Genomic DNA, 13275 nt, shown 5'->3' on the forward strand with positions numbered 1-13275 from the left:
TACCGCGTCGCTGACGGCAATGGCGGCTTTGCAACCGGCACGGTCGCAATCACCGTCCAGCCGGACAACGACCTGCCGATCGCAGTACCCGACACCGGTTGGACAATCGACGAAGACACCTTCATCGATATCGACCCGGCGACCCTGATTGCCAACGACGTCCACCCGGACGGCGAGACCATCGAGTTCATCGGAGCAAGTGGGGCGGGTGTTTCGACACTTGCGAACGGCGTGATCCGCTTCACGCCCTCAACGGACGCCAACGGCACCTTCGTCTTGACCTACACGATCGGCGACAGTTCCGGTGACCGGGTGTCGAGCACGTTTACGGTCGTCGTCCGCCCGGTCAACGATCTGCCGGTCGCCGCCACCGACACGTCCTCGGGCCGTGAGGACCAGCCCGTCGTCATCCCGATCAGCCAGTTGCTCAGCAACGATGGCGATCCGGACGGTCACGACATCTCGCTGACCGGGGTCTTCAATGCAGTTGGCGGGGCGGTCGCGCTCGATGGCGCCGGAAACGTGGTCTTCACCCCCAATGCCGACCGCAACGGACCGGTCAGCTTCGAGTATCGCATCACCGATGCCACCGGCGGCAATGCCACGGCGACGGCGACGATTAACCTGCAGCCGGTCAATGACGCGCCGGAGGTTGCCGCCTTCGGCCCGCTGAACGGCACCGAGGATACACGCCTTGCCGTACAGTTGCCGGCATCCGCGTTCAGCGACATTGACGGCGACACCCTGACGACGACCGTTCGTACCGCAGGCGGCACACCCTTGCCAAGCTGGCTGATCTACGATCCGGCAACGCGCGGCCTGTTTGGTGATCCGCCGCCGGATTTCGCAGGCATCCTCAACCTCGAGGTCGTTGCGACTGACGGGACGGTGAGCGCCGTGCGCGCCTTCCAGGTGGTCATCACCAACGTCAACGATGCGCCGGTCGCCACCGACGACGTCATTCAGGTCGCACAGAGCCAGCCGATCACCATTCCGATCGCCTCGCTGCTTACCAACGACACGGATGTCGACGGTAATCCGCTGACGGTCATAGCCGTTGCCGGTGGCCCGGGCGTGACCGCGACGCTCGACGGTTCCCGCAATGTCGTTCTGACGCGCGGCCCGAACGTGACGGGAGACCTCTCCTTCACCTACACGGTGAGCGATGGCGAGGTCACGGATACGGCGACCGTCGTCGTACCCCTTGAAGACCTCAATGACGCGCCTGTCATCGGCACTATTCCGGCGCGGCACGTGGCCGAGGACGCCGCGATCGACTTCACGCTGCCGACCGATATCGCCACCGATCTCGATGGCGATGCGCTGAGCTTCACGGCGACGCGCCAGGGCGGCGCGTCCTTGCCGACCTGGCTGACCTTCGACGCGCAGACGCCGAGGTTCACCGGCACGCCGCCGGCGAATTTCTTCGGCACCATCGGGCTGACACTGATCGTCAGCGATGGACAGGCGACCGCAAGCCGCGATTTCGACCTGGTCATCGATCCGGTCAACGATGCACCGGTCATTTCGGCGCCGTTCTCCGATCGCTTCGTCAACGAGGATTCGCTTTTCGACATCACCCTCCAGCAGGGGCTCTTCTCGGATGTCGACGGCAATCCGCTGACCTACACGATCACGCTTGCCGACGGCTCGCCGCTGCCAGGCTGGATCACCGCCCAGCATCAGCTCCTGCGGCTGCAGGGCCGCGCGCCGGAGAACTTCAACGGCTCGATCGATATCAAGGTGACCGCTTCCGACGGTTCGCTTTCTGCGTCCGACTACTTCAAGTTGACGGTCAACCCGATCAACGATGCACCGGTGCTTGCAACACCGCTGCCGGACAATACGATCACCACCGGCAAGGCGTTCTCGATCAACATTCCGGCGACGACCTTCACCGACCCGGACGGCGACCCGCTGCAGTTCGCGGCCAAGCTCGCCAACGGCCAGGCGCTGCCGACATGGATGACGTTCGACGGTACGAAGTTGACCGGTACGGCACCCTATGCCCAGCAGGGCACCATGGATATCGAGATTCTTGCAAGCGACGGTACCCTGCAGAATTCGGATGTCTTCCGCATCACCTTCGAGCGCGGCAACTCGGCGCCCGTCGCCAACAACGATAGCGGCTTCAAGGTTCGCAGTGGCGCGCCACTGACGATCGACGGCGATCGGTTGCTTGCCAACGATACGGATGCTGACGGCGACGCCTTGAAGATCGTCGGCTACAGCCAGGCAGGCCATGGTTCGGTCAAACTGGACGCCGACGGCAACTTCACCTACGTGACGGCGGGCGGCTATTACGGCAACGACCAGTTCGTCTACGTCGTCAGCGACGGCAAGGAAACGGCGACGGCGACCGTCGCCATCGTCGTCGACACGCCCTATGACAATACGCAGACCGGCGGAAACGGCTCGGACATGTTGCTGGGCGACATTTTCGGCAACAGTTTCCTGTCAGGCGGAAGCGGCAACGACACGCTGCTCTCCTTCTTCGGCGACGACCGATTGATGGGTGGCGCCGGCAATGATCTGCTCTATTCGCTGTCGGGCGACGACATCCTCGACGGTGGTCTCGGCGACGACCAGTTGTTTGCCGGATCCGGAAACGACATCCTTTCCGGCGGCAGGGGCAACGATACGCTCTATGGCGGCGCCGGACGGGACGAGTTCCTGTTCTCCAACGGGGACGGGTCCGACAGGATTGCCGACTATCAGACACGCAACGGCGACCGCATCAGTCTCGACATCGAGGGTATCGATGATTTCGACGATCTGCTTGCGCATGCGCAGGAGCAGAACGGCGGCGTTCTTCTGGACTTTGGAAACGGGGACGAGCTGTTCCTGAGCGGCACGCGGCTTGCCGCGCTCGACCGGGACAGCTTCACATTTTACTGATGCCGCCTGCCGAACCCGAGGTTTGGCGGCAGCACGGGCGACGGACATGGAAGCGACGGACGGTTGGCCCGCCCTTCTTGTTTAAAGGTACTGGGGCGAGTAGGAATTGATGCAGAAAAGACCGGGGTCCGGGGCGGGGGAGTCCGCCGTGACTGAGGCCGTCAAGGGCGTGCGCAAGGGGTTTATCGCGGCCGCAGCGCTGAGCGGCATCGTCAGCATCCTGATGTTGACCGGGCCGCTCTTCATGCTGCAGGTCTACGACCGTGTTCTTTCCAGCCAGTCGATCCCGACGCTGGTCACTTTGCTGGCGTTTGTCATCGCACTTTATGGGATGATGGCGCTCTTCGACTTTCTGAGAGCCCGTATCCTCTCGCGCATTTCCCACTGGATCGACGATCGGCTGGCGCGGCCGGTCTTTGAGAACTGGATCGAGCGGCAGGGAGGGGCACAGGCGCCCGGTTATAAACCGGTGACGGACCTTGCCAATATCCGGGGTCTTCTCGGTAGCCCCGCCTTCATCGTTCTTTTCGACCTGCCCTGGTTTCCGGTCTATCTTGTCGTCGTTTTCCTGCTGCATTTCGATCTTGGCCTGCTTGCCACCGCCGGCGCGGTGGTCGTCACGATCATCGCCGTCGCCAATGAGTGGCTGACAGGGCGAGGCACGCAGCGCGCATCGGTCATGGAAATGGCTGAGAACCGGTTTTCTGACGAAACCTTCCGCAATGCCGACAGCATCGTCGCCATGGGTATGGTCGGCAGTACCGGACGCTACTGGCGCGGACTTCGGGCCGAAGCGCTCGGCGCCATGCAGGAAGTATCGGAGAAGGCAGAATTCCTGACAGCGCTGTCGAAGGCGTTCCGCATGTTCCTGCAATCGGCGATCCTGGCGCTTGGCGCCTATCTTGTGATCAAGCAGGAACTGAGTGGCGGAGCGATCGTTGCCTCGTCCATTCTGTCGGGGAGGGCGCTGGCCCCGATTGACCAATTTATCGGCGGCTGGAAGCAACTGAAGCGCTCGCGGCTCGCTTATTCGAGGCTCAAGGATTTCATGGCCCGCAATGCCGCCCAGCCATCGAAAGCCGTGGTCGAACTGCCGCCGCCGGTCGGCAATATCCTCTTTGACAACGTCACGAAATTCGCACCCGCTCTTGGCGGCCGCCGCGAAAACCGCCCGATTGTCGCCGGCGTGAGCTTTGCGCTGAAACCGGGTGACGGCCTTGGTGTGATCGGGGCTTCGGCTTCCGGCAAGTCTTCGCTAGCCCGGCTTCTGGTCGGCGTGTGGATGCCCGATCAAGGGGCCGTGCGCATTGACGGCGCAACCTTCGACCAATGGGGCGGCGAACGCATCGGTCCTCATATCGGCTATCTGCCTCAATCGTTTGATCTCATCTCGGGATCAATCGCGCAAAACATCAGCCGATTTGATCAGAATGCGCGCCACGACGACATCGTTGAGGCGGCGAAGCTTGCGGGCGTGCATGAAATGATCCTTTCCCTTCCGGACGGCTATGCCACGGCGGTCGACAACGGCATCACGCCTTTGACCGGGGGGCAAAGGCAACGCGTCGCGCTTGCCCGCGCTATCTTCCGCAAGCCGCGGCTGATCGTACTCGACGAACCGAACTCCAACCTTGACGCCGACGGCGACGCGGCGCTGTCAGAGGCTATCCTCAAGCTCCGTGAGGCCGGTTGCGTCGTCGTCGTGATGGCTCACCGCCCAAGTGCGATCGCGGCGGTCGACAAGATCCTGATGCTGAAGGAAGGCCGCTGCCTCGAGTTCGGGGAGAAGGCGGAAGTGTTGCGCAAGGTAACGCGGGTGGCCTGAGGACAACAGGAATGAACAACGAGACCAAAGCGCCTTCTACCAATTTCCGCGGACCGGCAATTCTCGGCCTGTCGCTCATCGCTTTCCTGTTCGGCGGCAGCCTTGCCTGGGCCTATTTTGCAGAGGTTTCCGGCGCTGTCATCGCGCAAGGAACCGTCGACATTCAGGGCAAACCGAAAACGGTCCAGCATGCCGACGGGGGCATCGTTAAGGCGATCCATATCTCGGCCGGTGATGCCGTGCACAAGGACGACGTGCTGATTGAGCTCGACAGTACGACGATTGCGGCGAACCTTGCGATCTATCGCGGCAGATTGCGCGACGCATTTGTGCGCCGGGCACGGTTGCTGGCGGAGCTGGACAGCAAGGTCGAGTTTCCTCCTCCGCGCGCGATCGACATCGAACGGTTTCAGCTGACGGACATCGAGCCCGCCATGGAACAGCAGCGCATCCTCATGCGGGTGCGCCGCCAGACCCGGGACGGCGAGATCAGTCAATACGATGAGAAGATCGCGCAGTTGCGCAACCAGATCGAAGGGACCGAGGGATTGCGGCGTGAGAAGCACCGGCAGATCGAGGTCTACGAACAGGAGCGGGCATCGTTGCAGCGGCTGGTCGAACAGGAAGCGGCGCCCCGAAACCAGCTTCTCGGTATCGACCGCGCGACCGCCGATCTGCGGGGCCAGATCGCCGAACAGGCTGGCGAAATCGCCCGCCTGGAAAATTCGATCTCCGAAGCCGAGATCGCCCGCGCACAGGTCGACAAGCAGATGCGGGAGAAGAACACCCTGGAACTCGAGGAGGTCGAGGCCAAGATCGACGAGATGCAGCAACAGATCCTTGCGACCGACCTTCAGTTGCAGCGCACCACCATCCGCTCTCCGATCGACGGAATCATCCACGAGCTCGCAATGCACACAATCGGCGGCGTCATCCAGCAGGGCCAGGCGATCATGCAGATTATTCCAACCGATGGCGACCTGGAGATCGAGGTCAATGCCGATACACGTTCCGTGGACGAAATTACTCTTGATCGCCGGGCGGTCGTGCGTTTTCCCGCCTTCCATGAGCGCACCACGCCGGAGATCTTCGGTCGCGTCATTCAGGTGTCGCCGTCGAGCGTGGTCGAAGAACGGACAGGGGCTGCGTTCTATCGCGTTCGCATTCAGGTCCCGGCCAGCGAAAAGGCGAAGCTGGGGAGAAGAAGGCTCATACCAGGCATGCCGATCGAAGCAGTGATGCCGACAGCCGACCGGACGGTCTTGAGCTATCTCTTGAAGCCGCTTGCCGATCAGATCGAGCATGCGATGCGCGAGCAATGATCAGGAACGAGTTCAGCCACGATTTCGCCTTGTGACTAGCGGTCTCCATTCGAGCCGCCGACATTGGCTACTATCTCGTCGTTCTCTGATAGGTGTCCGCATAGATTGTGGACCGCGCGGGAACGACCGTCGTCAGTCCAAGGTCGTTGGCTGCGGTCATGCCATCAACGAGCACGCGCAGCTTATCGGGTCGCGCGATTGCATCGAGGTAGGGACGAGAAATATCGCCGCGGTGCGCGAGCCGCTTTCTCGACGGCGTTCGGCGTGCCACTGTCCAGGAAAATCCGTGCGCGACCAGACGCCGGACGGCGACAGAGTTTTCGTATGAACTTTCGCTTGCCTGGCCACAGCGCGATCGTGCGTCGGCAGATAAAAGTAACTTATACAAGCTACTTTGTTTCGCTTCTGCGGCCACCGATCTGAGCTTTCATTCTTTCGAATACCTCGGGGCAGAACTCGAACTGCCTCGCTGTGCCGCGTCCCATCGAATTCTTACCGAGTGTCTCACGCAATATCCCTCTCTCCACAAGGGGGTCGATAGACTCCTTGACCCCGTTACGTGTCAAACCCGTAATTTCGATGACATTGGAGAGCGTTAACTGCTCGTGGCGCTGATGCATCATGTAGAGCACCGTCATCATGCCGATTTGCTTCAATCGCGATTGCGGCGTTTCACCTTCGACCGGATTATCGAGGATTTCCTGGAGGGCAAAGGCCGAAAACAATTGGCTCTGCCATTGGGCGTTGTGTGCGCTTGTCATCTATTTAACTATCGTGTATGAGTCAGTTTAAGTGGGTTCGAGTTAAGGAAAACTCTGGGGCGGTGTCATACAAGAGAAGGACGGTGTGCATGAAAAACTCTCTGGTAAGGGCATTTGTTGCTGCCGCCAGCGTAACTTCATTTGCGCTCGTTTTCGACGATAAAGCGCGTGCAAGCGATTGGGGATGCCAGGTTATCCTGTGCCTTTCCAACCCCGGCAGCCCCATGCAGTACAGTGCGTGCCGACCGCCGATCCAAAAGCTCTGGCGGTGGCTTGCAAAAGGCAAATCCTTTCCGACCTGCAGCGGTGTAGGGTTTAGCAGTTCAGGTACCGGTTACGAGCCGTACTACTGCGATGATGGTTATCGGCTGACCGGTTCATTCGAGCCGCGCGGGCGAAGTGCCACCTGCGTGTCGACCATCCACAAGCGAGTGAGCGACGAATATTGCTCATTCGGACGCAAGGGCCAGGCGGGTGTTCAAGGGGCTGTTGTTTCGCAGCAATGGAAACGACAGGGCGGTCGCCTTCAATGCATCGCCCAGGTTACCACCCGTCCGAATGTACGTCATCATCCACACTACATCGACGTGATCATCGAGGGTGTCGGCAAGCAACGGGTCTGGTACTGACCCATGCCTAGTACCTTCATCGATCTTGCGCAGACCTGCGCGCCAAACGTCGCGGTCGAAATCCTCGCCGGCGTCGTCAGTCTCGAAAGCGAGTTCGCGCCCTTGGCCATCCGGGTCAATAGCGGGGCACCACTTTCAAAACAGCCCACAACCAAGGCTGAAGCGATTGAGATCGCCTCTATACGCGCTTTAGAGAAGCAAGACATCCAACTCGGTCTTGGCGGTATCGGCGTCGAAGAACTTCGAAAGCTAAAACTCTCGATTTCCGACGCGTTTGACCCATGCCTCAACCTGCAGGCGACCGCATACCTGCTTGACGGGTATTACCGGCTCGCGGTGAAGGCCGGCGCCGACGCAGAACGGGCCGAGCGTGTGATGCTTCAATCCTACTATGGGCGCGACGATGCCTCCATCGGCGCAATGGTCAAATACGACGAGCAGGTCCGCCAGGAGATCAAGCGACTGAGCGAAAACCTCGCAGCACTGACGATCGGTGTTGGGGGGCAGCGGAGGCGTCCAGCTGCGCTGGCCTCGGCCGACGGAGTTGTTGAAGACCCTAAAGGTGAACGATCAACTGATCGGTCGGCGTCCGTGCCGATCTGGGATGTCTTCAATTCGAGAGGACGGTCCTCCGTCCTCCTGTTTCAGAACAATCAACCGGAGCAAAGTGAATGACCTTCAGTTTCCGTATCCGCCCTGTAGCCGCTTCGACCCTGGTGGCAGTTGCTGTCGTGGTCTGCACGGTCGAGCCCGCGTTCGCGCAGGCGGCCGGCATTGAGACTGTCCTGCAAAATATCGTCGACATGCTGACTGGTAACATTGCCAAACTGCTCGCCGTCATTGCGGTGATCATGATCTCTATCGCTTGGATGTTCGGCTACATGGATCTCAGAAAGGCAGGTTTCTGGATCATCGGTATCGGTGGCATCTTCGGCGCCACCGAGCTTGTGAACACCATCGTTGGCGGCTGACGCCGTGGTGTCCTCGCGCTCAATGCTCGAGGAAGACACGCTATTCATCGCCTGCACCCGCCCCGCGATGATTGCCGGTGTGACGATGGAGGCCATGGGCATAAACATCATGCTCACGACCATCCTCTTCATCGTCGCAGGATCGATCGCTTACGCCCTCGTCGGTGGCGTGTTTCATCTCGTGTTTCGCGCGCTCGTCACACACGACCACAACCTATTTCGGATCCTGCTTGCCTGGGTCGGAACACGCGGCCGGACCCGTAACGGTACCTATTGGGGCGGCGCCACGCTCTCGCCGCTTAGGCTGACCCGGCGGCATGACGAAAGGGACCTCGGATTTGCTTAACATCGCCACACTTCGGTCTCGCGAACTCGGTCCGGAGACCCATATTCCCTATATCCGTCACGTCGATGGGCCGACGATAGCGCTCGAATCTCGGGCGCTGATGGTTATGATCGCACTGGAGGGCGTCTCATTCGAGACCGCAGACGTTCTCGATCTTAACGCCCTTCACCGCGACCTAAATACACTTTACCGCAACATCGCCGACGAACGGCTTGCCCTGTGGACCCATCTTATCCGCCGTCGTGACGACAACTATCCGGCAGGGACCTTCGCGACGCCGTTTTCGAGCACGCTCAATGACAAGTATCGTGAGCGCATGGTTCGTGAGGAGTTATTCCGCAACGACCTCTATCTCACTCTCATCTGGTCTCCGGCCCGAATTCCTGGTGATATCGCCGCAAAATTGATGTCTCGCCTCCGGCGAGCTCGTCAATTTGGCGGCGAGCTTGATGATGACGCCCTGAAGCACCTTCATGACAGGCTCGTCGATGTCACAGCCGCGTTGAAACGCTTCGAACCCCGTGTGCTGTCTCTGCGGGACCACGATGGTCTGCTCTTTTCGGAACCAAGTGAGGTACTGCATGAACTCGTCGGCGGCCGCCGAGAGCCGGTTCCTTTAACCGAGGGGCGCATTGCATCGGCGATTTATTCCGACCGCGTCATCGTCGGACGTGAAACGATCGAAATCCGGCATGAGGCGGAAAGCCGGTACGTCGGCATGCTCAGCTTCAAGGAATATCCCGCACGCACCAAAACCGGGATGCTTGACGCCGTGCTCACCAGCCCCTTCGAACTTATCTTGTCACAATCCTTCTCCTTCATCTCTAAGGCTGACGCGCGCGCCATTATGGGGCGCAAGCAGAACCAGATGATCAGCAGCGGCGACAAGGCGGCCTCGCAGATCGACGAGCTGGACGATGCCATGGACGATCTGGAGTCAAACCGGTTCGTTCTGGGCGAGCATCACATTACCCTATCGGTCTTTGCGGGCTCACTGAAGCAACTGACCGACAATCTCGCCAAAGCCCGTACAAGTCTGACCAGTGGCGGCGCCGTAGTGGCACGAGAAGATCTCGGTCTCGAGGCGGCCTGGTGGGCGCAACTGCCCGGCAACTTCCGCTATCGTGCCCGGTCCGGGGCGATCACGTCTCGGAACTTTGCTGCTCTGTCGCCTTTCCATTCGTATCCGATCGGTCAGCCGGACGGCAACGAATGGGGACCTGCCGTCGCCCTGCTAAAAACGCCATCAGGGGCGCCATACTACTTCAATCTTCACTATGGCGATCTCGGTAACACCTTCGTCTGCGGACCGTCGGGCGCCGGGAAGACGGTCCTCCTCAACTTTTTACTCTCACAGCTCGAAAAGCATGATCCCCACGTGGTGTTCTTTGACAAGGACAGGGGCGCCGATCTTTACGTGCGCGCCGCTGGCGGCACCTACCTTCCGTTCAAGAACGGCGTCCCGACTGGCTGCGCTCCTCTGAAAGCCCTCGAGCTGACTCCGGAAAACAAGATGTTCCTGACGCGCTGGGTCGGCAAACTCGTCGCTTCATCGACACGGGAACTGACGGTGACCGAGCTCCGCGACATTGCCTTAGCAATCGATGGCCTTGCCGATCTGCCCGTGGACAGCCGCACGATCGGCGCGCTCAGAACTTTTCTCGATAATACCGATCCGGAAGGCATCGCGGCCAAGCTGCGACGGTGGGAGAAAGGAGGGCTACTTGGCTGGGTCTTCGACAATGTGAACGACGACGTCGGCTTTGGCGCGTTTGGCTTCGGCGGTAATTTGGTCGGCTATGACATGACCGACTTCCTCGATAACGAGGAGATCCGCACGCCCCTCATGGCCTACCTCTTCCATCGGGTCGAGCAACTGATCGACGGCCGGCGGATCATCATCGTCATCGACGAGTTCTGGAAGGCGCTTCAGGACGAAGGCTTTCGCGATCTCGCCCAGAACAAGCTCAAGACGATCCGCAAGCAGAACGGCTTGATGTTGTTCGCAACGCAAAGCCCGCGCGATGTGCTCGTCTCACCAATCGCGCACACGATCATCGAGCAATGCCCGACACAGATTTTTCTCCCGAATTCGCGTGGTCATCACGCCGACTATGTCGATGGCTTCAAACTCACAGAGCACGAATACGAACTGATCGCACGCGAGCTTTCCGTCGAGAGCCGTCGGTTCGTGCTGAAGCAGGGACACAATAGCGTCGTCGCTGAACTCAACCTTGATGGCTTAGACGAAGAGCTCGCCATTCTGTCCGGTCGGACCGCAAATGTCGAACTTGCCGATGCGATCCGAGCGCGGGTTGGTGACCGGCCGAACGACTGGCTTCCCGTTTTCCAGGAAAGAAGGAGTACAAGCTGATGGCTTGCTATCGACCGATGGCGGCGGTTGCCGTTGTTCTCATCCTAACGATCGAAACTGCATCCGGGCAAGGAATTCCGGTCATCGACCGGACGGCGATCGCCAAACAAATCGAGAGCATTGCCCAACTCAAGTCGCAACTCGACGCGTTGAACCAGCAGATCAAACAGGCCCAGCAGCTCTATGGGTCGCTAAATAAGCTCACCGACATGGCTGACGTCGTAAGCGCCCTCAATGATCCGGGGATCCGTAAAGCTCTGCCCTCGGACTTTAATGCCGTCGAAAGTCTGCTGAACGGCAATGGCACCGGCGCATACCGAGACTCCGCCTCAACGTTCCTTGGGGTCAATTCCAGCTATCAGACCAACGCCGGTGACTTTTACGCGCAAGAGCTTTCGCGCATCCAGAAAAAGAACGCCGGTCAAATGAGCCTCGGCCAGCAGATTTACGATGCGGCGACCAAGCGCATCGACGGTATCGACCAGCTTCGCCAAAAGATTTCGACTGCAAGCGACGCCAAGGACATCGCCGACCTTCAGGCGCGGCTCCAGGTCGAAACCGCATTCCTTCAAGCCGATGTGTTGCGCATGGACGCTCTTCGCATGGTGCAACAGGCACAGGCGCAGGTTGATGAACAGCGCAAGGCCGAGGACTGGCGCAGGCGCATGGATGCGATGAAGGAGGCCTTGCAATGAGGACAGCCTTCGTTCTTCTCACGGCCCTTTTGGTCGGTTGTTCGGAGCAAACCGAACGAACCTACACTGTCGACGAACTCGTAGCCAACGAAGGGTTTCTTTCCGACACCATTACCAAGTGCCGCAATAATACCGGGGGGCTTCACAATACGGCAAACTGCCGGAACGCTGAGGCTGCCGACTTCAAGCTGCGTCTCCTGAATATGCAGAAAGCATTGGGAGGCTGAGCCATGTACCAAGTGTTTAGCTTCGTCGACGAGCAGTTCAAGACTCCCCTGGAGACCTTCATTTCCGACGGAACGTCGAACATCTCCCAATGGGCCTCGGGCCCTTTGACGGCGGCGGTGACCCTCTATGTCGTTCTCTACGGCTACCTCGTCCTTCGAGGCTCGGTCCAAGAGCCGATCCTCGACTTCGCCTATCGAGGGATTAAACTTGCGATCATTGTTGCGCTGGTGAAAAACACGAGCGCCTATCAGACCTATGTCGCGCACGTCTTCTTCGACGTCCTGCCGCGCGAGATTTCGCAGGCCCTGAATACCGGCAAAGCGCCGAGTGCGTCGACCTTCGATAGTTTACTCGATAAGGGCCATGCCACTGCCACTGAGATTTGGAAGCGCGCCTCCTGGCCCGTCGACATGGTTACCTCGTTCGGAGGTATGATGGTCATCGGCGCGAGCTTTTTTGTCGCGGCAATCGGTTATGTCGTCTCGCTATATGCCCGACTGGCCCTTGCCATTGTTCTGGCGATCGGCCCGATCTTCGTGGCGTTCGCAATGTTCCAGTCAACCCGGCGCTTTACCGAGGGATGGATCGGGCAACTCGCAAATTTCGTGATCCTCCAAGTCCTCGTCGTCGCCGTCGGTTCGCTGCTGATCAATTGCATCGACACCACTTTCACAGCGGTCGAAGGGTATAGCGATTTGCTGATGCGACCGACCGCGCTTTGCGCCGTTTGCCTAGCCGCACTCTATGTCTTCTATCAGCTCCCGAACATCGCCGCGGCGTTGGCCGCCGGTGGCGCTTCATTGACCTACAGCTATGGTGCCGAGCGCGCCCGCGAGAGTGCGCTTGCCTGGGGTGCGTCTCGGACCCGTGTCACCGGCCGAACTGTGAGGGCCGCCGGGCGAACCCTATTCTCAAAAGGGACTGGATCATGACGCCCTTCACGCGACCAAAACTCAGAGCTTTCCCGCTGCTTTGCGTGGCTGCAACCTTAAGCGCCTGCGCATCCATGACCTATCCGCTCCCTAAATGCGACGGCTACTCGCGCCGGCCGCTCAATCGCTCGATGTGGCAGTGGGAGAATAGCAACTTCAAGCGAACGCATTCGGACGCACGGTCTGCTATGGCGGCGCGCACGGTCACGGCCTATGCCGAAGAAGATGAGGACCCATCCTCATTGGCCCTTTTGGATTTCGCCGCATCCTACAGTCCTTGCGAAGGGTAATGCC

At 59.8% G+C, this 13275-nt stretch carries 13 protein-coding genes and 1 pseudogene (1 of these 14 running past the window's edge); 12 read left to right on the forward strand and 2 right to left on the reverse strand.

What is annotated here, in order from left to right:
- The 3 genes from BLU35_RS20025 to BLU35_RS20035 form a co-directional block, all read left to right on the forward strand.
- Positions 1-2898 carry the 3' portion of a tandem-95 repeat protein gene (locus BLU35_RS20025; protein WP_176907334.1) on the forward strand. 25401 nt of this gene lie to the left of the window's left edge, so 2898 of the gene's 28299 nt are visible here — the last part of the coding sequence; its start codon lies off the left edge, out of view; its stop codon occupies positions 2896-2898.
- 148 nt (positions 2899-3046) lie between these two features.
- Entirely contained in the window at positions 3047-4723 is a 1677-nt protein-coding gene (locus BLU35_RS20030; RefSeq protein WP_210185149.1) for a type I secretion system permease/ATPase, read from the forward strand.
- A gap of 11 nt (positions 4724-4734) precedes the next feature.
- The gene (locus BLU35_RS20035; protein WP_093234223.1) at positions 4735-6045 is read left to right on the forward strand and encodes an HlyD family type I secretion periplasmic adaptor subunit; all 1311 of its coding nucleotides are present in this window, start codon (positions 4735-4737) and stop codon (positions 6043-6045) included.
- A gap of 79 nt (positions 6046-6124) precedes the next feature.
- On the opposite strand, the pseudogene BLU35_RS36190 reads toward BLU35_RS20035, so the two are convergent.
- Together BLU35_RS36190 and BLU35_RS20045 are read right to left on the reverse strand one after the other, a co-directional pair.
- Positions 6125-6393 (reverse strand): annotated as a pseudogene (locus tag BLU35_RS36190) (DUF6088 family protein); the annotation flags it as partial.
- Positions 6394-6434: 41 nt separating this feature from the next.
- The gene (locus tag BLU35_RS20045; protein ID WP_093234224.1) at positions 6435-6806 is read right to left on the reverse strand and encodes a helix-turn-helix domain-containing protein; all 372 of its coding nucleotides are present in this window, start codon (positions 6804-6806) and stop codon (positions 6435-6437) included.
- A gap of 89 nt (positions 6807-6895) precedes the next feature.
- Between BLU35_RS20045 and BLU35_RS20050 the strand changes: the two genes are divergently transcribed.
- The 9 genes from BLU35_RS20050 to BLU35_RS36195 are packed head-to-tail and all read left to right on the forward strand — an operon-like array spanning position 6896 to position 13271.
- On the forward strand, positions 6896-7435 hold the full coding sequence (locus BLU35_RS20050; protein WP_093234282.1) for a hypothetical protein: 540 nt from the start codon (positions 6896-6898) through the stop codon (positions 7433-7435).
- A 3-nt stretch (positions 7436-7438) separates the two neighbouring features.
- Positions 7439-8110: a lysozyme family protein gene (locus BLU35_RS20055; protein ID WP_093234225.1), complete on the forward strand. Its 672-nt coding sequence runs from the start codon at positions 7439-7441 to the stop codon at positions 8108-8110.
- Positions 8107-8406, forward strand: coding sequence for a TrbC/VirB2 family protein (locus BLU35_RS20060; RefSeq protein WP_093234226.1), 300 nt, complete (start codon positions 8107-8109; stop codon positions 8404-8406). The genes BLU35_RS20055 and BLU35_RS20060 overlap by 4 nt, the downstream gene beginning before the upstream one ends.
- Before the next feature lie 22 nt (positions 8407-8428).
- Entirely contained in the window at positions 8429-8752 is a 324-nt protein-coding gene (locus tag BLU35_RS20065) for a VirB3 family type IV secretion system protein (RefSeq protein WP_093234283.1), read from the forward strand.
- Positions 8724-11126 (forward strand): VirB4 family type IV secretion/conjugal transfer ATPase, encoded by a 2403-nt coding sequence (locus BLU35_RS20070; RefSeq protein ID WP_286161566.1) that lies wholly within the window; start codon positions 8724-8726, stop codon positions 11124-11126. The genes BLU35_RS20065 and BLU35_RS20070 overlap by 29 nt, the downstream gene beginning before the upstream one ends.
- A complete protein-coding gene (gene virB5 / locus BLU35_RS20075; protein WP_093234228.1) occupies positions 11126-11821 on the forward strand; it encodes a P-type DNA transfer protein VirB5 in 696 nt (231 codons plus the stop codon). The genes BLU35_RS20070 and virB5 overlap by 1 nt, the downstream gene beginning before the upstream one ends.
- Positions 11818-12048 carry an EexN family lipoprotein gene (locus tag BLU35_RS20080; RefSeq protein ID WP_093234229.1) on the forward strand — a complete coding sequence of 77 codons (231 nt, stop codon included), beginning with the start codon at positions 11818-11820 and terminating at the stop codon, positions 12046-12048. Before virB5 ends, BLU35_RS20080 begins: the two co-directional genes overlap by 4 nt.
- Before the next feature lie 3 nt (positions 12049-12051).
- Entirely contained in the window at positions 12052-12981 is a 930-nt protein-coding gene (locus tag BLU35_RS20085; protein WP_093234230.1) for a TrbL/VirB6 family protein, read from the forward strand.
- Positions 12978-13271, forward strand: a complete 294-nt coding sequence (locus BLU35_RS36195) for a hypothetical protein (RefSeq protein WP_093234231.1) — start codon at positions 12978-12980, stop codon at positions 13269-13271. Before BLU35_RS20085 ends, BLU35_RS36195 begins: the two co-directional genes overlap by 4 nt.
- Positions 13272-13275: the final 4 nt, after the last annotated feature.

Source organism: Sinorhizobium sp. NFACC03 (assembly GCF_900103435.1).
Classification (GTDB): Bacteria; Pseudomonadota; Alphaproteobacteria; order Rhizobiales; family Rhizobiaceae; genus Ensifer.

Coding starts and splice junctions, on each gene's coding strand:
- BLU35_RS20035 (WP_093234223.1), top strand. CDS start 4,735: ATGAACAACGAGACCAAAGCGCCTTCTACCAATTTCCGCGGACCGGCA.
- BLU35_RS20045 (WP_093234224.1), bottom strand. CDS start 6,806: ATGACAAGCGCACACAACGCCCAATGGCAGAGCCAATTGTTTTCGGCC.
- BLU35_RS20050 (WP_093234282.1), top strand. CDS start 6,896: ATGAAAAACTCTCTGGTAAGGGCATTTGTTGCTGCCGCCAGCGTAACT.
- BLU35_RS20055 (WP_093234225.1), top strand. CDS start 7,439: ATGCCTAGTACCTTCATCGATCTTGCGCAGACCTGCGCGCCAAACGTC.
- BLU35_RS20060 (WP_093234226.1), top strand. CDS start 8,107: ATGACCTTCAGTTTCCGTATCCGCCCTGTAGCCGCTTCGACCCTGGTG.
- BLU35_RS20065 (WP_093234283.1), top strand. CDS start 8,429: ATGCTCGAGGAAGACACGCTATTCATCGCCTGCACCCGCCCCGCGATG.
- BLU35_RS20070 (WP_286161566.1), top strand. CDS start 8,724: ATGACGAAAGGGACCTCGGATTTGCTTAACATCGCCACACTTCGGTCT.
- virB5 (WP_093234228.1), top strand. CDS start 11,126: ATGGCTTGCTATCGACCGATGGCGGCGGTTGCCGTTGTTCTCATCCTA.
- BLU35_RS20080 (WP_093234229.1), top strand. CDS start 11,818: ATGAGGACAGCCTTCGTTCTTCTCACGGCCCTTTTGGTCGGTTGTTCG.
- BLU35_RS20085 (WP_093234230.1), top strand. CDS start 12,052: ATGTACCAAGTGTTTAGCTTCGTCGACGAGCAGTTCAAGACTCCCCTG.
- BLU35_RS36195 (WP_093234231.1), top strand. CDS start 12,978: ATGACGCCCTTCACGCGACCAAAACTCAGAGCTTTCCCGCTGCTTTGC.